Source organism: Gardnerella sp. DNF01189 (assembly GCF_049244195.1).
Classification (GTDB): Bacteria; Actinomycetota; Actinomycetes; order Actinomycetales; family Bifidobacteriaceae; genus Bifidobacterium; species Bifidobacterium swidsinskii.
In genome coordinates, this window is record NZ_CP058385.1 from 1,514,216 (window position 1) to 1,535,760 (window position 21,545).

Annotated in this window: 19 protein-coding genes and 1 tRNA gene; 17 read left to right on the forward strand and 3 right to left on the reverse strand. The window is 46.9% G+C overall.

The features are described from left to right. Positions 1-51 precede the first annotated feature (51 nt). From HXT41_RS06235 to HXT41_RS06315, 17 genes are all read left to right on the forward strand, one after another. Entirely contained in the window at positions 52-498 is a 447-nt protein-coding gene (locus tag HXT41_RS06235; RefSeq protein WP_174182731.1) for a DUF948 domain-containing protein, read from the forward strand. After that, positions 498-743 (forward strand): hypothetical protein, encoded by a 246-nt coding sequence (locus HXT41_RS06240; RefSeq protein WP_174182652.1) that lies wholly within the window; start codon positions 498-500, stop codon positions 741-743. Before HXT41_RS06235 ends, HXT41_RS06240 begins: the two co-directional genes overlap by 1 nt. 206 nt (positions 744-949) lie before the next feature. Further along, positions 950-3,634, forward strand: a complete 2,685-nt coding sequence (gene alaS, locus HXT41_RS06245; RefSeq protein ID WP_102703380.1) for an alanine--tRNA ligase — start codon at positions 950-952, stop codon at positions 3,632-3,634. A 54-nt stretch (positions 3,635-3,688) separates the two neighbouring features. Next, on the forward strand, positions 3,689-4,147 hold the full coding sequence (gene ruvX, locus HXT41_RS06250) for a Holliday junction resolvase RuvX (RefSeq protein ID WP_004110340.1): 459 nt from the start codon (positions 3,689-3,691) through the stop codon (positions 4,145-4,147). A gap of 45 nt (positions 4,148-4,192) precedes the next feature. Continuing rightward, positions 4,193-5,383, forward strand: coding sequence for an endolytic transglycosylase MltG (gene mltG / locus HXT41_RS06255; RefSeq protein ID WP_012913894.1), 1,191 nt, complete (start codon positions 4,193-4,195; stop codon positions 5,381-5,383). Between the two features lie 172 nt (positions 5,384-5,555). Next, positions 5,556-5,972: a peptidase A24 gene (locus HXT41_RS06260; protein ID WP_080551028.1), complete on the forward strand. Its 417-nt coding sequence runs from the start codon at positions 5,556-5,558 to the stop codon at positions 5,970-5,972. A 49-nt stretch (positions 5,973-6,021) separates the two neighbouring features. After that, positions 6,022-7,209, forward strand: coding sequence for a chorismate synthase (aroC, locus tag HXT41_RS06265; protein WP_421788655.1), 1,188 nt, complete (start codon positions 6,022-6,024; stop codon positions 7,207-7,209). Next, the gene (locus HXT41_RS06270) at positions 7,206-8,888 is read left to right on the forward strand and encodes a bifunctional shikimate kinase/3-dehydroquinate synthase (RefSeq protein ID WP_004110702.1); all 1,683 of its coding nucleotides are present in this window, start codon (positions 7,206-7,208) and stop codon (positions 8,886-8,888) included. The genes aroC and HXT41_RS06270 overlap by 4 nt, the downstream gene beginning before the upstream one ends. A gap of 19 nt (positions 8,889-8,907) precedes the next feature. Continuing rightward, positions 8,908-9,363, forward strand: a complete 456-nt coding sequence (locus tag HXT41_RS06275; protein WP_004110700.1) for a type II 3-dehydroquinate dehydratase — start codon at positions 8,908-8,910, stop codon at positions 9,361-9,363. A 62-nt stretch (positions 9,364-9,425) separates the two neighbouring features. Then, on the forward strand, positions 9,426-11,108 hold the full coding sequence (locus HXT41_RS06280) for a CTP synthase (protein ID WP_012913898.1): 1,683 nt from the start codon (positions 9,426-9,428) through the stop codon (positions 11,106-11,108). 332 nt (positions 11,109-11,440) lie between these two features. Then, complete coding sequence (gene sufB, locus HXT41_RS06285) at positions 11,441-12,979, forward strand: Fe-S cluster assembly protein SufB (protein ID WP_049762345.1); 1,539 nt, start codon at positions 11,441-11,443, stop codon at positions 12,977-12,979. Beyond that, complete coding sequence (sufD, locus tag HXT41_RS06290) at positions 12,979-14,226, forward strand: Fe-S cluster assembly protein SufD (protein ID WP_116994872.1); 1,248 nt, start codon at positions 12,979-12,981, stop codon at positions 14,224-14,226. Before sufB ends, sufD begins: the two co-directional genes overlap by 1 nt. A gap of 9 nt (positions 14,227-14,235) precedes the next feature. After that, positions 14,236-15,012: a Fe-S cluster assembly ATPase SufC gene (sufC, locus tag HXT41_RS06295; RefSeq protein WP_004110671.1), complete on the forward strand. Its 777-nt coding sequence runs from the start codon at positions 14,236-14,238 to the stop codon at positions 15,010-15,012. A 103-nt stretch (positions 15,013-15,115) separates the two neighbouring features. Further along, on the forward strand, positions 15,116-16,447 hold the full coding sequence (locus HXT41_RS06300) for a SufS family cysteine desulfurase (protein ID WP_033888639.1): 1,332 nt from the start codon (positions 15,116-15,118) through the stop codon (positions 16,445-16,447). 86 nt (positions 16,448-16,533) lie between these two features. Next, entirely contained in the window at positions 16,534-17,235 is a 702-nt protein-coding gene (gene sufU / locus HXT41_RS06305; protein WP_004110667.1) for a Fe-S cluster assembly sulfur transfer protein SufU, read from the forward strand. A gap of 32 nt (positions 17,236-17,267) precedes the next feature. Further along, on the forward strand, positions 17,268-17,741 hold the full coding sequence (locus tag HXT41_RS06310) for a metal-sulfur cluster assembly factor (RefSeq protein WP_004110664.1): 474 nt from the start codon (positions 17,268-17,270) through the stop codon (positions 17,739-17,741). 57 nt (positions 17,742-17,798) lie between these two features. Further along, positions 17,799-18,485: an alpha/beta hydrolase gene (locus HXT41_RS06315; protein WP_049762312.1), complete on the forward strand. Its 687-nt coding sequence runs from the start codon at positions 17,799-17,801 to the stop codon at positions 18,483-18,485. Here HXT41_RS06315 and HXT41_RS06320 read toward each other — a convergent pair. From HXT41_RS06320 to HXT41_RS06330, 3 genes are all read right to left on the reverse strand, one after another. Next, a complete protein-coding gene (locus HXT41_RS06320; protein WP_415690163.1) occupies positions 18,482-19,150 on the reverse strand; it encodes a DUF4125 family protein in 669 nt (222 codons plus the stop codon). The genes HXT41_RS06315 and HXT41_RS06320 overlap by 4 nt on opposite strands. Then, positions 19,147-21,153 carry a DUF4037 domain-containing protein gene (locus HXT41_RS06325; RefSeq protein WP_116994871.1) on the reverse strand — a complete coding sequence of 669 codons (2,007 nt, stop codon included), beginning with the start codon at positions 21,151-21,153 and terminating at the stop codon, positions 19,147-19,149. The genes HXT41_RS06320 and HXT41_RS06325 overlap by 4 nt, the downstream gene beginning before the upstream one ends. 221 nt (positions 21,154-21,374) lie before the next feature. Continuing rightward, positions 21,375-21,448, reverse strand: a tRNA-Pro gene (locus HXT41_RS06330). Between the last annotated feature and the right edge of the window lie 97 nt (positions 21,449-21,545).

The following is a 21,545-nucleotide window of genomic DNA, read 5'->3' on the forward strand; positions in this document are numbered from 1 at the left end:
GCTTTCAGCGCGGTGAAGTCTTAAGCAAAAATGGTACAGAAAGAGGTTACGATGAGCGTTGGAGACATAGCTGCTCTTATTGCCGCGATTGCGTTTACTGTGCTTTCGGGTTTTTTGATTTATCCGCTAATTAGATTGGGCAAGTTGTTCGATCAGATTGCGAAAACTGTCAAAGAGTCGGGTGAGCATGCGATGCCTGCAATTGACGAGTCTGTGACGACGATTAAGCAAGTTAATAAGACTCTTGACGATGTAAACGCTGTTTCAGGAGCTACGCGCACAACTGTTACAAATATTAGTGCTCTAACAGATTTGTATGGTGCTTTCCTTGGAAAACCGCTCGTAAAAATTGCAGCTGCCGGTTACGCTCTAAAAGATACTGTTTCTTCTTTCTTCAATAAGCCGACTGTGCCAACAGACAAGAATAGTGCCAATAGTAACGCTTCAAAAGAATCCTCTGATAAGAATGCAACTAAGAATGCAAGCAGGGGGGAGTAATGTTCAAGCGTTTATTTTGGATGTTTGTTGGCATTGTAATTGGTGTTCTTACAGTTACGAAGGCTCGTGCATATGTTAAAGCAAAAATGCCGTCTTCTGCTAGTCATTTTATATTTGATAAGGAACCGAAAAATATCACATTGCGCACAGTAATGGGATTGTTTAAAGATTTTAATACTAGCCGTAAAGAGCATGAAGATGAGCTTAATTCTCGTTATGCTAATCGTAAGAATAGGGAATTTTAAATAAAAAACGAGTTTTTCATAATTTCGTTACTTTGCTAAGTTTAGTTAAGTTAAGTATTGAAGTACTATATTGAATGTTTGCATGATTGCGTCGTGCGTCATGCGGCACGATTTCGTGTGAGCGTTGCATGTGGCTTTTGTTTGTGACGGTTATTTGTGACGGTTTGCGTGGGTCTTGCTAAAAATTACACAAGGAGTTCGTACGTATGCGCACAGCAGAAATTGCAAAGCGTTATCTTGACTATTTTGCTAAGAATGGTCATATGGTTGTTCCTTCGGCTTCTCTTATTTCGCCGAACCCAACAACATTGTTTACTATTGCCGGCATGGTGCCGTTTATTCCTTACTTGCTTGGTGAACAGACGCCTCCTTCGCGTCGTATGGCTTCGAATCAGAAGTGCGTTCGCACTCTAGATATTGACGAAGTTGGTAAGACTACTCGTCACGGCACCTTCTTCCAGATGGTTGGTAACTTCTCGTTCGGCGATTATTTTAAAGAGGAAGCTATTCACTACGCTTGGGAGCTTTTAACTAGTCCTCAAGATAAGGGCGGCTACGGTTTTGACCCAGAAAAGCTTTGGGTAACCACTTACACGGACGACGACGAGGCTCGCGCAATTTGGAAGAACGAGGGCTTTGATCCAGAACACATGCAAGTTTTCGGCATGGAAGATAACTTCTGGACTACCGGCGGCCCTGGTCCTGGCGGCCCATGCTCCGAAATTTACGTGGATCGCGGTCCTAAGTATGGTCGCGACGGAGGTCCGGCTGCTGACGAATCTCGCTTTATTGAGATTTGGGATTTGGTTTTCGAAAATTACCAGGTAGATAACGTCAAATCTAAGACTGATTTGCATATTGCTGGCGAACTCGATCAAAAGAATATTGATACTGGCGCTGGTTTGGAGCGTTTGGCTTACCTTATGCAAGGCAAGGAAAACATTTACGAAACTGACGAAGTTTACCCAGTTATTGAAGCGGCAGAAAAGCTTAGTGGCGTAAAGTATGGCAGCAACGCTGATGCGGATGTTCGTTTCCGCGTTGTAGCAGATCATGTGCGTTCCGCTTTGATGATTATGAGCGATGGCGTGCGTCCAAGCAATGTTGGCCGCGGCTACGTGCTTCGTCGTCTTCTTCGCAGAACTGTTCGCGCAATGCGTATGCTCGGCGTTCAAGATCCAGTTTTGCCAACCTTGTTCCCAGTTTCTAAGTCTGCTATGGAGCCAAGCTATCCGGAGCTTAACGATACTTTCCACGAGGTTAGCGAAGCTGCTTACGGTGAAGAGGATGCTTTCCGTCGCACTCTTGAAAAGGGCACGACTATTCTCGATTTTGCTGTTGAAAAAGCTAAGAAAGAGCATAAGGATGACCCTATAGTTGGCGGCTCCGACGCATTTACTTTGCACGATACTTACGGCTTCCCAATTGAGCTTACTCTTGAGATGGCAGCTGAGCAGGGTGTTAAGGTTGATGAAGCTAAGTTCCGCGAGCTTATGAGCGAGCAGAAGGGTCGCGCTCGCGCTGATGCTTTGAAGAAGCGCCACAACGTGGATGTTAGCGTTTACGACGATATTAAGAAGGCTCTTGAAAAGCCAATTGACTTCCTTGGCTACACTGACTTCTCCAGCCGTTCTAACGTTTTGGCAATTGTTGAAGCAGGTAAGGGCTCTGTTAAAAGCGTTACTGCTCCTGCAAACGCTGAGATTATTCTCGACCGCACGCCATTCTACGCTGAGCGCGGCGGCCAGATTGCTGACCAGGGCGAGATTATTTCCGATGACGGCGCGATTTTGGAAGTTGACGATGTTCAGCGACCAATCAAGGATTTGATTGTTCACAGCTGCCGACTTACCGAAGGAACTCTTAGCGTTGGTGCTCCTGTAAACACCAATATTGACCAGGTTCGTAGAGCTGCTTTGGCTCGAAGCCACACTGCTACGCATACCCTTCACAAGGCTTTGCGCGAAGAGCTTGGTCCACAGGCAACTCAGCGCGGTTCCGTGGTTGATCCAGACCGCTTGCGCTTCGACTTCCAGTGGCCAAAGGCTGTTGATAAGGATGCGCTTTCTCGCGTTGAAGCTCGCGTAAACGAGCGTATTCGCGACGATTTGCAGGTTGTTCCTAAGGAAATGCCAATCGACGACGCTTTTAAGCTTGGAGCAATGCACTTGTTCGGCGAAAAGTACGGCGATGTTGTGCGCGTTGTTGAAATCGGCGACGGTTGGAGCCGCGAGCTTTGCGGTGGCACTCACGCTAAGAGCACCGGAAAGATTGGTATGGTTACAATCCTTTCCGAGTCTTCTATTGGCTCTGGTGTGCGCAGAATCGACGCTCTTTGCGGCGAGGCAGCGTACGAGTATGGCGCCCGCGAGCACACTTTGGTTGCGCAATTAGCAGACATGGTTAATGCTCGCCCAGACGAGTTGGTTGAACGTTTGGAATCTTTGCTTAACAAGATGAAGGATTCTGATCGTAAGCTTGCTTCTGTTTACGAAGCTCAATTAAATGAAGCTGTACCAACATTAGTTGATGAAGCAAAGAATAGTAACGAAAAAGTTAAGTTGGCTCTAAAGAATGTTGGCAACTTTGGCTCATTCGATGCTTTGCGCAAGACAGTCCTAGATATTCGTGCTCGTTTAGGTGAAGATGCTCCAGTGGTTGTTGCACTTGCTGGTGTTAATGAAGACGATCGACCAATGATCGCAGTAGCTACAAACGAAGCTGCTCGCGGTCTTGGTGCTAAGGCTGGCGACTTGGTTCGTACTGCTTCCAAGGTGCTTGGTGGCGGCGGTGGCGGCAAGCCAGACTTCGCTCAGGGCGGTGGTACAGATGCTTCTAAGCTTGATGAAGCTCTCGAAGCTGCGAAATCAGAAGTAGCTAAGCTCGCCTAGTGCGTGTTTTACAGCTTAAAAATTTACGAATCTATACCAAAAGCAACACGAAATATGGTGTGGTTAGGTATTGATTTAGGTGACGCAAGGGTCGGACTTGCACTTTCCGACCCTGGTCTCACCTTTGCGCATCCTATTGGTAATGTGCAAGTGTTTGGAGATTCCTTCCATGCTATAGATGAAGTGCTTGAAGTTATTGAAGATAACAATGTAGAAAAAGTTGTTATAGGCTTGCCTTTGCAACTCGATGGCACTGAAGGAAAATCTGCTAAAAAAGCTCTGCGCTGGGGGAAGAATCTAATAAAACGCATGCAAATATTGCATGACGAAAAAGATTGGGCGTTGGATTATATGCCAGAAGTAGTTTGGAAAGATGAGCGTTTGACAACAGTAAGTGCTCATCGTCAGCTTTTGCAAGCGGATCTTTCTACTAAAAAGCATCGTCCAATGGTAGATCAGCAGTCGGCAGTGTTGATTTTGCAGTCTGCGCTTGACGCAAATAATGCAGAGTAGTTTTGAAAATCGAGTAAAAGCAGAAATAGCGAAGAGGAGAATAGCGTGTCTGACAATTTTGATGAATTTTTTGACAAACATGCAAAGTGGACTGAGCATGATGGCGAGCCGTCGTCAGAATCATCTAATTCTTCTAAATACAAGTCTTCGACTGTTAGCTCCAGAAAACGTGCTAAAGCTCGTCTTGAAGCAAAAAAACGCAGGCGTAGAGCAAAAGTCGTTTTATCTATTCTGCTCGTATTCGTATTAGCTGTTGTTGGATATTTTGGATACAGTGCGGTTCGCGCGTGGAAATTATCTCAAAATAGCGAGTCTGTTGCAGATTGGCCAGGCCCAGGCTTTGGAACGGTTGAGTTTACTATTGACACCGGCGAGGGTGCTATTAGCGTTGCCAACAAATTAGTTAAGGCAAATGTTGTTAAATCTCAATCAGCTTTTACTTCAGCTGTTTCTGCAAATAATAAAATTTTGTATCCTGGCGTTTACTCACTGAAAAAACATATGGCTGCTATTGATGTAGTTGATATTCTTTCAGATCAAACAAAAGCAGGCGGGTTCCTTGAAGTTCGTGCAGGGGATCACGCAGCAGACGTTTTGCAAAAAGCTTCAACATTATCTGGAATAAGTTTAGATAAATTCAAGGCTGCGTTAGCTGATGGTGCTGCAGGAATTCTGCCTGCTGAAGCAAACGGTAGTGTTGAAGGCTGGCTAGAGCCTGGAGTTTATAACGTAAAAGCTATGAAAAGTGCGGATGCTATTCTTTCCGCAATGGTAAAAAAGCGTATTGAAAAACTTGATTCTCTTGGAATTCCTAAAGGTAAAGATAGAGAAAAAGCCTTAATTATGGCGTCTATTGCCGAAGCTGAAGTGAATAATCGCGAATATTATGGCAAAGTTATTCGCGTAATACTGAACCGTTTGGCAAAAGATATGTCGTTAGGAATGGATTCTACTGTTGGTTACGGCGCGGGAGTAAAACCTATTAAACTCACGCAAGCAATGCTTGACGATGCAAATAATCCGTATAATACACGTATTCATAAGGGTTTGACTCCTACGCCTATTGGCATTGCTGGAGACAACGCTCTTCTTGCCACTATTAAGCCTCAAGACGGTCCGTGGCTTTACTTCGTCACCACGAATTTGAAAACTGGCGAAACGAAGTTTGCGGATAACAAAGACGACTTTTTGAAGTTCCGCGACGAGTACAAGCGCAACAATCCCGAAGGTAACTAAACTGTTAAATTAAAATATAGCTTTTAACCACATATATGTTTTGAGGTTGTAACAGTTTCGCAAGTTTTCGTAATCTGCTTTAATGAAGCAATTAATTATTACGATACTATCGGTGCTGCCAACGCTCACATGTTTAATTTCAGTTTGCGCAACAGACATAAAAAGTCGCGTAGTGCCAAGACTTTGGGTTGTTATTGCAGGAATTTTTCAATCTTTTGCGAATCTCATATATTCGGTTATTTTGTTTAGAAATATTAGCGTGCTTATTTTCGGCTGGATTTCTTGCGTAATTATTTTTGTAATTTACTGGAGTATGCGAAAAATTTCCGCAAAAAATGCTATTGGCTTCGGAGATGTTACGAGCGCGTCGATGATTGCGCAAGCCTTGGTATTATTCGGCTTTTACTGCTTAATTTACTGGTTCGCTTTAGTTGGAGCAGTTGGCTTACTTTGGCTTTTGCTATGGAAAATTTACTGCAAAATCTGCTCGCCAATCAACGCATCAATACCATTCGTACCAGTAGAAGCAATATCTGCAATACTCGCAGCATTGCTGTCAATAACAACCTGCTCAATACTTGGTAGTTAGTAGAGTAGAGTATTTAGACGCGTAAATTGCTTGAGAAAGGAGAAATGGCATGCTTAGATGGCAAACGGCAGGGGAGTCGCACGGTGAAGCGTTAGTAGCCATGATTGAAGGTTTGCCGGCTGGCGTGCACATTACTAGCAATGATGTAGTTTCGGCACTTGCTCGCCGTCGCCTTGGTTATGGTCGTGGCGCGCGTATGAAGTTTGAGCAAGACAAAGTGCGTCTTTTAACTGGAGTTCGCCACGGCGTAACGCTTGGTTCTCCGATTGCTGTAGAAATCGCGAATACAGAGTGGCCAAAGTGGACCGAAGTAATGAGTGCAGATCCTTTGGATCACGAGGTTGAGCAAGTTGGCAGAAATGCTCCTTTGAGCCGCCCTCGTCCAGGGCATGCGGATTTAACTGGTATGCGCAAGTATGGTTTTAATGATGCTCGCGAAGTTTTAGAGCGTTCGAGTGCTAGGGAAACAGCTTCGCGCATTGCTTTGGGTGCTATTGCTGATGCGTTTTTACAGCAAGCTTTAGGCGTGCGCACAGTTGCGCATGTTATCGGCATTGGCGGCGAATACACTAACAAAAGTTTAGCTCTACCAACACCAGATGATGTTGCTGCTTTGGATGCTTCTCCAGTTCGCACTCTCGACAAAGATGCGCAAGCGCGAATGATGGCTCGCATCGACGAAGCAAAAGCAAATGCAGATACGCTCGGTGGAGTAGTGGAAGTGCTTGCTTACGGCATGCCTGCAGGAGTTGGCACATACGTTGAGTCGGATCGTCGCTTGGATGCGGCTCTCGCGAGCGCGATTATGGGAATTCAGGCTATTAAAGGCGTGGAAATTGGCGACGGTTTTGCAGAAGCAGATCGCCCCGGATCGGCCGCGCACGACGAAATGGTAACAGACGAAAACGGGAAAATTAAGCGTCTTACTAATCGAGCTGGAGGAATTGAAGGCGGAATGTCGAACGGCGAAATTATTCGCGTGCGCGCTGCGATGAAGCCAATTCCGTCTATTCCACGCGCTTTGCGCACAGTGGATGTGCTTACTGGCGAAGCTGCTCAAGCTATTAATCAGCGCTCCGATTTCACTGCTGTGCCAGCTGCTTCTGTAGTTGCAGAAGCGATGGTAAGGCTTACTTTAGCTAAGTATGCTTTGGAAAAATTCGGCGGAGATTCTTTGCAAGAAACGCGCCGAAATGTGGAGTCTTACGTAGCTTCCTGGCCGGAGAATATGAAATGAGCAACACTAAACTTCCGCTAGCTGTTATTATTGGCATGCCTGCTGCTGGAAAAACGCGTGTTGGCCGCGAAGTTGCGCATCTTATGAATCTGCCTTTTTATGATACAGATGACATGATCGAGTGCGATATTGATATGTCAATACCGCAATATTTCGAGGAATATGGCCAGGATGCTTTTCGTAAAATAGAAGCTCGCATAGTGCGAGAGGCAATTTTGGGAGATACACCTATAGAAGATTCTACAAAGGGAATAGTTTCGCTTGGTGGCGGTGCGCCTATGCGTGAAGAAACTCAAAAAGTTTTGCGTGAGTATATGCGCTGTGGCGGTCGCGTTGTGTATTTGCAAGTCAATGCTAAAGAGGCTATTGAGCGCGCAAGCTGGAATAATAATCGTCCTATGTTTTCTGGAGAAGATGCGCAAAAGCGTTGGATGGAATTATTTGAGCAGAGAGACCCTGTTTTTAGAGCGGTATCGAATATCCACATGCAAACAAAAGGTTCGACTCCGTATATGGCTGCAGAAAAATTAAGGAGCATGATTATGCAACGTATTGTGCACGTAACAGGTGAAGGAATTGAACCATACGATGTGCGAATTGGTGACGGTGCAATGCAACTTCTGCCGCAAATGCTTGGAACTAAGCCAGTTAAAGTGGCGTTAGTTCACACGCAACCTGTTCAGCGTCATAGCGACAAAGCTCGAACTATTTTGCGCCAATCTGGTTACGAAGTTTTCGACATGTTAATTCCGGATGCAGAAGCTGGAAAAACTATTAAAGTTGCAAGTGGATTGTGGGCTAACCTGGCAGAAGCTGGTTTTACTCGTTCGGATGCAATTGTTGGTTTAGGCGGAGGAGCAGCAACGGATGTCGCTGGATTTGTTGCTGCAACTTGGATGCGTGGAATTCGCTATGTAAACTGCCCTACTTCGCTTCTTGCGATGGTTGACGCGTCTACGGGCGGTAAAACTGGTATTAATACGGATGCTGGAAAGAATCTAGTCGGCAGCTTTTACACTCCAGCTGGCGTTTTAGCAGATACTTCTACGCTTGCAACTCTTCCAAACGATATTCTTATTGAAGGCTTGGGCGAGGTTGCAAAATCTGGTTTTATTCGCGACGGCGAAATTTTGAAGATTCTTAGCGATGCCAATAACGCAAGGCTTTTGCGTGAATTTAATGGGGATGATTTAGAAAATAATAACGAACTTCATGAACTGCTCGTGGAGCTTATTGAACGCACAGTTAAAGTAAAGGCGTATCACGTATCGAGCGATTTAAAAGAGCAGGGTTTGCGCGAGTTTTTGAACTACGGGCATACGCTTGGTCACGCTATTGAGCAGATTGAGCACTTCCGTTGGCGTCATGGAAACGCTGTAGCTGTTGGCATGGTTTTTGCGGCGGAGCTTGCGCAAATTTTAGGATATTTGGATGCGGGAGACGTTGCGTATCATCGTTCGCTTTTGGATTCGCTTGGATTGCCAACTTCGTGGCAGTGTGCCAAAGATGCGGATGCTGCTTTTGAGTGTGTGCTTAACCTTATGCATCGCGACAAGAAAGCGCGCGGCAACATGCTACGTTTCGTAATTTTGGATGGTATTTCTAATCCTATGCATTTAGACAATCCGCCTATTGAAGCTGTTCGTGAAGCTTTTGAGCGCGTTTATAAGCAAAAATAATTAATCTTGCGAGGTAAAAATGGAAAATCAGCATACAAAAAAAGTGCTTGTTGTAAGCGGACCGAATTTAGGTCGTTTAGGCGTGCGTCAGCCGGACGTGTACGGTAGCGAGAACTTTGAAACTTTGCGCGAGAAATGCGAAAAGTGGGGTGCGGAACTTGGGTTTGAAGTAGAAGTGCGCCAAAGTGACGACGAAGCGCAAATGGTTCACTGGATGCACGAAGCTGCCGATACTCATACGCCTGTTGTTATGAATCCTGCCGCTTTTACACACTACAGTTACGCGCTCGCGGACGCTGCTCACATGGTTTTGGATGCTGGAGTTCCGCTCATGGAAGTGCATATTTCTAATCCTGCTGCGCGCGATGCTTTTCGTAAAATTAGTGTAATTAGTCCTGTTGCAACCGGCACTATTACAGGCATGGGATTATACGGCTATAAGCTCGCTTTGGAAGCTGTTGCGCATCTTGTTTGATTTTGTTCGATTTTTTGCGAATCAACACCCAGCGTCGAGGCTCGAAGATACCATGGAGTTCCATGGTTAGAAGACAACATGGTAACTCTCAGGAGCATATTACAAAGCATATTTTTGTCACAGGTGGCGTAGTTTCGTCCCTCGGAAAAGGCCTTACAGCATCATCTTTAGGTCGACTTTTACGCAGTCGCGGATTGCATGTATTACAACAAAAACTTGACCCTTATATCAATGTTGACCCGGGTACAATGAACCCATTCCAGCATGGCGAAGTCTATGTTACGGAAGATGGTGCAGAAACAGATCTCGATATTGGTCATTACGAGCGATTCCTCGATGTTTTCTTAAGCCAGAAAGCAAATGTTACAACTGGTCAGATTTATCAATCTGTGCTTCGTAAGGAGCGCGCTGGCGAATATTTGGGTCAGTGCGTGCAAGTTATTCCGCATATTACTGGCGAGATTAAGTCGCGTATGCGCGCGCAAGCTTCCGACGATGTAGACGTGATTATTACGGAAATCGGCGGCACAGTTGGCGATATTGAATCCCAGCCATTCTTGGAGGCTGCTCGCGAAGTTCGTCGCGATTTAGGTCCTGAAAACTGCATGTTTGTGCACGTTTCTTTGGTACCTTATATTGCTGCAGCGCACGAGTTGAAGACTAAGCCAACTCAGCATTCTGTGATGATGCTGCGTCAGCTTGGTATTTCTCCAGACGCGCTTGTTTTGCGCTCCGATCGTCCGCTTAATCAGGCTATTAAAGACAAGATTTCGCTTATGTGTGATGTCGATGCTGAAGGCGTTGTGAACTGCGTTGACGCTCCAAGCATTTACGATGTGCCGAAGATTTTGTTCAACGAGGGCTTGGACGCTTACGTTGTTCGCGAGCTTGAGCTTCCATTCCACGATGTTGATTGGAACGAGTGGGAAGATTTGCTTGAGCGCGTGCATCATCCAAAGCATGAGCTAAACATTGCAATCGTTGGAAAGTATATTGATTTGCCGGATGCTTACCTTTCTGTTACCGAGGCTATTAAAGCTGGCGGTTTTGCAAACTGGGCTAAGGTGAATGTGCGCTGGGTTGCTGCCGACAAGTGCGAAACTCAAGAAGGTGCAGCTGCGGCTCTTGACCAAATGGACGGCATGGTTATTCCAGGCGGCTTCGGCATTCGCGGTATTGAAGGTAAGATTGGCGCACTTCGTTACGCTCGCGAGCATGGTTTGCCAACGCTTGGTCTTTGCCTTGGCTTGCAATCTATGGTTATTGAGTACGCTCGTCACGTGCTTGGGCTTGAGGATGCTAATTCCACTGAGTTCGAGAAGGATTGTGGCGATCCAGTAATTGCGACTATGGAAGAGCAGAAGGATATCGTGGCTGGTAAGGGAGATATGGGTCACACAATGCGACTTGGCTCTTACCCTGCAATGCTTGAAGAAGGTTCTATTGTTGCTGAGCTTTACGGCACTACGCATGTTACTGAGCGTCATCGTCACCGTTACGAAGTGAACGTGGCATATAAGGATCGTTTGCGCGAAGCTGGCTTGCGTATTAGCGGCCAAAGCCCAGATGGTAATTTGACTGAGTTTGTGGAGCTTCCAAAGGAAGCTCACCCATTCTACGTAGCAACTCAAGCTCATCCAGAGTTTAAGTCTCGTCCAACTAAGCCTCATCCACTGTTTGCTGGATTGGTTGCGGCAGCACTGGAACATCAGGAAGCTGCTGCTAGTAGTAAGGCTGATAAGTAAGGCTTAAGTAAGAATTAAGTAAATAGAAATAAGCGGTAAGACTGGGTTTTCCTAAGTTTTGCCGCTTTTTCATTCGCAACCGATCTTTTCTTTACACGCGCGTAAAGTTTCTGCCGTTTTTGTTTTATTAGATTGTGATAAACATTACGTTTTGCGCGTAACACGGCTATACCAAGAAATCGCATTACGAGGTAACCTTAGATAGGTGATAATTGAGTGGGGAGAGTGCAAAAGTAGCGCTTGGGGAGCAGCTTTTGCCAATTGATACGTACCGCGCGCAGGTGTGCGTTAAGTATGGAGGTGTTACAGGCTTTATGAGCGATACTGGCAATATGAATGATACTGGCGTTACTGGCGATACAAGCGTTGCAGCAAGCGATGGTAATCTAGCAAAAAATAAAGCTGCAGACGTTGAAATGAGCCAGTATGTGGCAGATCGCGCTCGCGTAAACGAAGAGAAAATCCGCCAAGATGAGCAAATTGTTGCTGAATTTGGTGATTACAATTACGGCTGGCACGATTCGGACGCTGCAGGCGAGGCTGCAAAAAAAGGTATTGACGAGTCGGTTGTTCGCGCAATTTCTGCCGATAAAAACGAGCCGGAGTGGATGCTAGATCTTCGCTTGCAAGGCTACCGCGCGTTTTTGCAAAAGCCAATGCCGGATTGGGGCGTGGATTTAAGCGGTTTTGACGCTGACGATTTTAAATACTACGTGCGCCCGGTTCACGATCAAGCAAAAACTTGGGACGATTTGCCGGAAGATATTCGCAAAACTTACGATCGCTTAGGCATTCCGGAAGCGGAGAAAAAGCGCTTAGTTTCAGGCGTTGCAGCACAGTACGAGTCGGAAGTTATTTACAATTCGATTCGCGAAGACTTGGCAGCTCAAGGCGTGATTTTTGTTGACACGGATACGGCAGTGCAAAAGTATCCGGAGCTTGTAAAAAAGTATTTCGCAACCGTGATCCCTGTTGACGACAACAAGTTTGCAGCTCTTAACACCGCGGCTTGGAGTGGCGGCTCGTTCGTGTATGTTCCAAAAGGCGTGCACGTGGATATTCCGCTTCAAGCTTACTTTAGAATTAATACGCCGAACATGGGTCAGTTTGAGCGAACGCTTATTATTGCGGACGAAGGCTCTTATGTGCATTACGTTGAAGGTTGCACGGCTCCAATTTATTCCACGGATTCGCTTCACGCTGCAAACGTTGAAATTGTTGTGGAAAAGCATGCGCGTGTGCGTTACACAACAGTGCAAAACTGGTCAAATAACGTGTATAACTTGGTAACTCAGCGAGCTTACGTGCGCGAAGGCGGCACAATGGAGTGGGTTGACGGAAACATCGGCTCCAAGGCAACTATGAAGTATCCTGCTTGTATTCTTGCCGAGCCTTACGCAAAAGCGGAAACTATGTCTTTGAGCTTTGCTGGCCGCGGACAGTACCAAGATACTGGTGCGAAGATGATTCATTTAGCTCCTCACACGAGTTCTACGATTGTTGCTAAGTCGATTTCGCGCGGCGGCGGACGTTCAGCTTACCGCGGTCTTGTGAAGATTATTAAGGGTGCGAAGGGCTCTAGTTCGTCTGTTGTGTGCGATGCTTTGCTTGTTGACGATTTTTCCAGGTCCGATACTTATCCGCATGTTGACGTGCGCGAAGATGACGTTTCAATGGCTCACGAGGCCACTGTTTCCAAGGTTTCGGAGGATCAGCTTTTCTATTTGATGAGTCGAGGGCTTGAAGAAAAAGAGGCTATGGGCATGATTGTTCGCGGCTTCGTGGAGCCGATTAGCCGCGAGCTGCCAATGGAGTACGCGCTTGAGTTGAATCGCTTAGTTGAGTTGCAAATGGAAGGATCCGTGGGCTGATGAGCGAAGATTTAAAAGAGAATTTAGGCAATAAAATGACGGAAAAAGAAATTAATATTCCTATAGCAGACCCTAATGATCCGTATGCGGTTCCTGCAGCAATGCCTTCTAGCGCAGATAAATCCGTGCGCTCGTTTAATGTGGAAGATTTTGCGATTCCAACTAGAAAGCAGGAAGATTGGCGATATACTCCAGTTGAGCGAATTTCCGAGTTTTTCGAGCGTTTTGAACCATCTAATAGTATTCAAGTAACTCTTGAAGGTGTTGGTGGAGCTGCATTGGATGATTCTTACGTTGGTAGCGACGGTTCCGTAAGTTTGCAAGTAAAGCCGAAAAACGAGGCTCCTCATACCGATATGAAGCCGTCTGATCGCGTAGCTGCAGTCGCGTGGAATACAGCGAAATCTGCATACGTGCTTCACGTATCTGGCGAAATCAAAAAGCCAATCGTACTGAAAATTCAGGGTGATAATGTTAATACGCTTGACGCATTGCACTTAGTAATCGAAGCGGATTCTCGCTCGAATGCTGACATTATTATCGAACATACCGGCTGCGCAAAACTTGCTGAAGGTGTGGAAATCATCCTCGGAAAGCACGCGCACGTTTCTACTACCTTTATTCAAGAGTGGGATTCGGGCAGTAAACACGTTGGAAATCAGCGTATTCACGTTGGTGAGGGAGCTTCGCTTCGCCACACGATGGTCACTCTTGGCGGAGATGTTGTGCGTATTCGCATGGATCAGGATTTTGGTGGCGAACAGGGTGATTTGAACATGCTCGGCATGTATTTTGTGGATCCAGGCGAGCATGTTGAGCACCGCACGATGGTTGTGCACAACTATCCAGAATGCAAGTCGCGAGTAGTGTACAAGGGTGCCTTGGAAGGAAAGGGTGCGCATTCAACTTGGGTTGGAAACGCGCTTATTAAGCCGGAAGCTCCTGGCACAGATTCGTACGAGTTGAACCGTAATTTGGTGCTCACTCCTGGAGCAATCGCCGATTCTGAGCCGAATTTGGAAATTGAAAACGGAAATATTATTGGTGCCGGTCACGCAAGTTCAGTCGGCAGATTTGACGACGAAGAGCTTTTCTACTTGCAGTCGCGCGGAGTTAGTGAGGTTGAGGCTCGAAAGCTTGTTGTGCGCGGATTCTTTAACGAGCTGATTGAGGAAATTGGCGTTCCGGAAATTGTTGATCACTTAATGAAGGCGATTGAGCGCCGTCTTGCAAGAACGGAAGAATAGGAGAACATTATGTCAACTTTGGAAATTAAGGATTTGTACGCTTCTGTAGAAACAAAAGAAGGTCGCAAGCAAATCTTAAAAGGCGTAAATCTTACAGTTAATTCTGGCGAAACTCACGCAATCATGGGTCCTAACGGATCTGGAAAGTCTACTCTTGCCTACACTTTGGCAGGACACCCAAAGTATGAAGTCGATTCGGGTCAAGTTCTTCTCGACGGCGAAGATATTTTGAAAATGACTCCTGATGAGCGCGCAAAAGCTGGATTATTCCTCGCAATGCAATATCCAGTAGAGGTACCGGGCGTATCTATGACGAACTTCCTTCGTACTGCAAAAACTGAAGTCGAAGGCAAAGCTCCATCTTTAAGAAGCTGGGTGAAAGAACTTAGCGAGGCTATGAAAAAGCTTCGAATGGATCCAAAATTTGCGTCGCGTTCTGTAAACGAAGGCTTCTCCGGCGGCGAAAAGAAGCGTGCGGAAGTTTTGCAATTAGAGCTTTTGAAACCAAAGTTTGCAATTTTGGATGAAACTGATTCTGGTCTAGACGTTGACGCGCTTCGAATTGTGTCTGAAGGCGTGAATCGCGCCAAAGAGAACACCGGTTTGGGCATTATGATGGTCACGCATTACACGCGAATCCTCAAGTATATTAAGCCGGATATTGTGCACGTTTTTGCGCAAGGTCACTTTGTAAAGACTGCAGGACCGGAGCTTGCGGACGAGCTGGAAGAAGAAGGCTACGACAAGTATTTGCCGGAAGGTGCAACTGAGTCGGCACTGGCTTAAGCGCGGTTCAAATACAGTTTAATCTATCTGTATATTCGTAAAAATAGCGTCAAAATAGCGTAAAAAACGGTTTAATATGACTACAGTGACTACAGAAAATATTATGCGAGAATTTAGTGATTTGCGCTCGCAGTTTCCGATTTTAAGTCGCACGGTTCACGGCACTTCGCTTCACGATACTGTGCACGGAAAACCCTTGATTTACTTGGATTCTGCAGCTACTTCGCAAAAGCCGCAAGTTGTAATCGACGCCGAAAAAGAGTTTTACGAAACAATTAACGCTGGTGTGCACAGGGGAGCGCACGAGTTGGCGGCACTTTCCACGGTTGCGTTCGAAGAAGCGCGTGCGAAAGTTGCGCGTCTCGTTGGAGCTTGCGCGGATGCTGGCAGCGAGGAAATTATTGTTACTCCGGGCGCGACCGGCGCGTTTAATCTTTTCGCAACTGCTATTGGTAACGCTAGTGCGAAGGCGAGAATTTGCAAAAAAGACAGCGATGATTCTGCTGATTTCCGCCAAAATTTTGTGCTTCGAGAAGGCGATGTAATAGTCGTATCTCGCGCAGATCATCACTCTGTTTTGCTACCATTTCAAGAGCTGGCTCTTCGCACTGGAGCGGAGCTTCGTTGGATTGACGTAACAGAGGACGGCCGCGTGCGCACGGACGCGGATTATTTGCGAACAATTATTGACGAGCGCACGAAAATCGTTGCAGTTACGCATATTAGCAACGTTACTGGCGCGATTACGGATGTTTCGTCGATTTGCAAGCGCGCTCACGAAGTTGGTGCGATTTTTGTGCTCGACGCATGCCAGTCAGTGCCTCATATTCCGGTTGATTTTCACACTTTAAACGTTGATTTTGCGGCATTTAGTGCGCATAAAATGTATGGTCCTACAGGAGTTGGATTCTTGTATGGTCGCCGCGAGCTTTTGAACGCGCTTCCACCTGCCAATTTTGGCGGCTCAATGGTAGAGCTTGCGTGGCTTAACAAGCCGGCGCAATACATGGATGCGCCTTACCGTTTTGAGGCTGGAACTCAGCCGGTTGCGCAAATGGTTGCGGCTGGCGTTGCAGCGGATTGGTTGCGCGCGGTGGGCATGAATAAAGTTGCAGAGCATGAGCGGGAAATTGCTGCAGAATTGCTAAAATTGCAAGACGTTCCGGGAGTTCGCATTTTGGGGCCGGCTGATTTAGAGAATCGAATTGGCACGGTTGCTTTTGAAGTTGAAGGTGTGCATCCGCACGATGTTGGACAGTTTTTGGACGCGCAGGGCATTGCGATTCGCGTCGGACACCATTGTGCTCAGCCGATTCACCGTCATTTTGGCGTGTATGCTTCGAATCGCGCTTCTGTTGGCGTTTACAACACAGTTGACGAGGCTCGCGCGTTTGTTGAAGCAGTCTCACACGTTCGCGCCTACTTTGGCGCATAATATTGTTAGCGAGCGAGTTGGAGAGTTAGCGTGTTAGCAAAGCGAATTGGCGAGTTAGCGAATTAGCGAGTAGGTAAGGAGAGCGTATGTTTGATATGGGTTTTGGTGCGGGCGCTGGTTTTTCAGATGCGGCTGGTGACGGCTTGGAAAACATGTATCAAGAAGTGATTTTGGATGCTGCTAGAAATCCGCATGGCAAAACTCATTTTGAAAGCACGGATGCGCTCGCAAAAGCGGAATTGCAGGAAGAATCTCAAGAATCTGCTGAATCTGCCGAATCTGCAGAAAATACAGAATCTTCCGAAAATAAAGAATCTGCTGAAAATACAAAATCTGCCGAAATCACCCTAAATAATACTCACGAAAGTTGCGCTGTTACATCTGACGAAAACTCTGCTTTAGGTCAATCGCACCAATTCAATCCAACTTGCGGCGACGAAGTTACCATGCGCGTGGAGCTTTCGCGCAGCGCAAATAATGACGAAACACCAATAGTATCAAGTATTAAGTGGGACGGTCACGGCTGCTCAATTTCGCAAGCAAGCCTTTCAATGATGGTTGATCTAGTCGAAGGAAAATCAGTTGACGAAGCCTTACAATTAGACGCGCTTTTCCACAAACTTATGGAATCTCGCGGAGAAGGTTTGCAAAGCGAAGAGGACGAAGATGCGCTGGAAGATGCAATGGTTTTGCAAGGCGTATCGCGCTACCCAATGCGAATTAAGTGCGCGCTTTTGGCGTGGGAAGGCTTAAAAGACAGCATTGCAAAGGCTATGAAAGAACTATAAAATCTTTATGTAACGTAAAAGCAAGGAATATTATGGCAGAAAATCAATCGGCATCTGAGGTGATGTATGAAACGCATCCTGCGAATTTAAGCGCGAATGACATTGGCCGAGTTACAGAAGATGATATTTTAGACGCTTTACACGATGTTGTGGATCCTGAGCTTGGCATTGACGTGGTTGATTTAGGCTTGGTTTATGGTATTGAAATTGATGAGCTTGGGCGCGCAATTATTACTATGACGCTTACCACGCCTGCATGTCCGTTAACTGAATTGATTGAGGATGAGTGTGCGAATGCGCTCGCAGGCTTGGTGGAAGAGTTTCGTATTGATTGGACGTGGAAGCCGCGTTGGAGCGTTGAAAACATTAATGAGGACGGTCGCGCGCAGCTTGAGGCGCTTGGCTACAATCTCAACAGTTTGCAAGCGAATTTTGCTGCAGGAATGTACGGTTCTGGCGTAGTTGGCGATGCGTCGATGAGTGCTGGTATTCCGCCAACTGTGTGAGTATTTGGTTTGCGTGCTGTTTTGTTTTGAGAGCAACGTATTGCACAAGTGGGAATTATGGGCGCTGAAATAAAGGCAGTTAGTGCAAGCGGTATCTGTGATATTCGCGAAATAAGTGATGTGCGCAATGATGTGCGCAATGATGTGCACGAAAATAGTGATGTGCGCAAAAATAGTATCCGCGAGTATGCTTTGCGCGGAATAACTGACGTTGTTTTCGACTTGCAATTGCTTGTAGATTGGGATGCGCGCCGCACTCTGGCTGCAGATTATCCTGATTTTATTGGGGAAGTGCTCTTTAGTTTCGAGCCGGAATGGGGTTTTGAGTTTCACGAGTCATTGCGCGAGGCTGGGTGGAGCTGCAAGCAGGCGTTGGATTCGTTTGATGAGCATCACGGGCCGGCAGTTACGTGGCTGTATCGCTTGTATTTTGAGCGTTTTGAGCGCGGTTTCGCTGGCGAGCGCGCGGATGTTTCGGCTGTGGCGCGCGAGTTGATTGCGAGCGGCGTGCGCGTGTGGGCGCTTGGTAACGCTTCTTGCGATTGGGTAAACTGCGCGCGCAAAACTTGCCCAATACTCGGCGAGCTTAACGGCGTTTGTGCATCTTACGAATCGCATTTGCGCAAACCCGACGTAATGCTTTACCGCACGTTTTTGCAACAAACCGGTCTTTCCGCTGCTTTCGCGCTTTTTCTCGAAAGTGACTCTCGCGCAGCTTCTGCAGCGTCGCTGCTTTATTCTTAAGCTGCATTTCTAATCTGCGCGCGCTCGGCCGCTTCGAGCGAATCGTAGCCATACATGTGCACGGTATTCGCGATTATCATTTGCGTAAGATTTAGGTTTTCCGCGCGCAAGTTATGTACAAAACGCTGGTATTTAGCGAAAGTTGCGTCAGAATACGTGCTTAATTCGCCTCGCAAATACGTTTCAAAAGACGTATTCTCTGCCGTATCCTCGCTAGTTTTAAGCACGCGCATCGCAAAACCCAAATTTGGGTAGCGATTGCGAAAACCCACAGCCCACTCAACTTGAGTTAAAATAATCTGCTCCTGCGCGCTTTTTCTAGGCTCCAAAATCGGCTTAATATAAGGCTTAATCGTGCGCTCAAAAATTTCCGGCGCAGTCGACTCCATCATTCGCGCATACTTTTCCGTAATCAAATTGCCGCCGTCGCTATTCGCGAGCTCAAGATCCTGTTTATAAGACTCCTGCAAATCAAGCGGCCACGCCAAAAACTGACTTATGCGCATAATGCGAAAAGTTGGCCAGTTTCCTTGGCAATTCGCGCGTCCACCTTCGTTTTCTGTAAGCTGGAACTGATCCCACTCGAGTTTAGTGATTTCTTCCGCAAGATTTTCTGCTTTCGCAAGCTTTTGCGCTTTCGTATTTACTGATAAATCGCACATCATAAGCTCTTCAAACATGCTGCACGCGAGTGAATATGTGCTTCAACGTACGGCCGCTGCCATTCCAAAAAAGTTTCGCTGCAATCGCTTAAGCCTTGATATTGCAATTCTCGCACAATATCTTCGCAAATGCTGTCAATTATTTGCGTAACTTGCTTTTGCGCAAGTCCAGCGCCCTTGCCGCCTTCGCCAAAACCGTCTCCGCCGGAACCGTCTCCGCCAAAGCATGCAGCGGAAGAAAGTCGCATTACCGACTCAAGTTTGCTGCATACTTCCGGAAGCCTAGATGCCATGCGATTGCTGAGCTTGCGCAATGCCGCAAACTGCCACTTGTAGTAAGGCAAGTAGCCTGCGGTTACAGGATTGTTGAGCAGAAAAACGAGGGAAGCAGTTGCGCGCACGAATTCGTTGATAGAAAGCCATGCTGCGGATGCGTCTTTGCGCGCAATCATGCGTGGGAAATTGTATTGGCCGGCTTGCGAAATCATGCCAAGTCTGCGCGAGATTAGTGAGATTCGCACGTCGTTCGGCATGAGTTTGAAGCTTTGGCGCGCTTTTGAGAACTCGCCAAGAGGATCTGCGAAAATTTTTCCGTTCGTCGCTGCTGCAAGCGTTGACTCGCTTAATGAGAGCCATAAGTGCGGCTCGTTTGCGGCCGGGGCAGTGGGGAAGCCGGTTATATTTTCGAAAAATTCGCTTATGCGAAATATTCCGACGCGCTTGCTGCTTTCGCATGATTTGGCGCGCTGCGTTTCGTTGCGAGATTCAAAACCGGCGTATTTTTGCGGAAGTGCGTTGTAAGCGTTTTGCAAATCCGCGCCAATTTCCGCGTAATCTTCGTCAGTAAGCCACAAGCAGAATCCGGGACCAAAATCGTGGTCGCGCGAAATTTCGTCGTCAAAACCGTAGCATTCCGAACCGTGACCAACTAATCCTGCTGCAATGCGATTTTTGTACCTCGCGAATTTTGGCTGATCAAGTAACGGCTTTCCGTAAGTTTGCCAGTATGATTGCGCTAATTGCATGCCGGTTTTTATGTTATTGTTTGCTGCGTTCTGGGTTGCTGCGTTCTGGTTTGCTGCGTGTGAGTTCGTTGAGTGTTGTTCTGTTATATCTTGGTTTGCTGATCCTTGAATTTTTGTAGATTTTTTCGTAACTTTTTCTGCCAACTCGCGCGTCTGTCGCAAATTTTCCGCCGTAATCGCGTAAGATTCGCTATCTTTTCCGTAGCATCTCGCAATCAAATCAAGTGCCTTACTGTAACTTTCCTCAGCCTGAGCGTACTCGCCGCGCGCGCACTGTACTTGCGCAAAACCTGCCAATGCAGAAGCGTAGTGCGGCTGATTTTCGTTATTCCCCGCAATATACATGCGAACGCTGGTCGAAGCGTGTTCAAAAGCGGATTCAAGAGTTGCGGATTTGCTGTTTGTGCTGGTGTTGGGATGCGAGCACTCCTTCGTACACTCCTGCAGCATCGCAAGCGCAAGATTCGTGTGCGTGGCGGCAATATCGATGTCGCGCTCAGGATCCGTGCTCGTATTTTGCAAAATTTCAAGCGCCTGATTAAGCTCCTCAATTGCATCATGCGTGCGACCGGTTTCGCTGTAAAGCATCGAAAGATTGTTGTGAAGCGCGGCGAGCTTGCGATTTTTGGCGCCAAGAGTCATGGCGGATTCGTTAAGAGCCTGAGTGTAAATTTTTTCGGCGCGATCGTAGTCGCCAGCCGCGCGAAGGCTTGTGGCGGCGTTAATTAGCGTAGTTGTGCCAGCTTCCGTGCCAGCTAGCTGCATTTTGTTTGCAAGATTTAGAGCGCGATTGATGATTGGCTGATTTTTTGTGTGCTCTCCGCGCGAACGGTAAAAGCCCATGAGTTCGTTGAGAATAGACAGTTGCAGGGGATTGGCTTCGGTAAGTTTTCGCAAAAGATACGTTTCAATCGCGTCTGCGCTCGCGTGATTCGCGAACATTTCGTCAAGCTCGTTATAAAATTGCGCAGCGTCCTCCATCAAAGCCCCCTTGCTATTGCGCTTGTTCACAATCAATCGACTTCAATTTTACAGCCATGTAAAGAAACTGCCGCTTTCACGCCAAATTGCGGCAGAAACTTTACGCACGTGTAAAGGAAATATCGCCTACGCGCCTTAATTCGGCAGAAATTTTACAGCCGCGTATAGGAAATGTCGGAATTGCGTGTGCGTGGGTGGAGGGTGATTCTAGAAATCAAAAGTCGGGCTGGCGGGATTTGAACCCGCGGCCTCTTCGTCCCGAACGAAGCGCGCTACCAAACTGCGCTACAGCCCGATGCTGAAACTAGCGAAAGCATATGCGCATAAAAGTTCCAACAACGTCCGTAATGTTACAGGTTGGCTAATACAAATTATTGTAAAGCGTGTGCAAG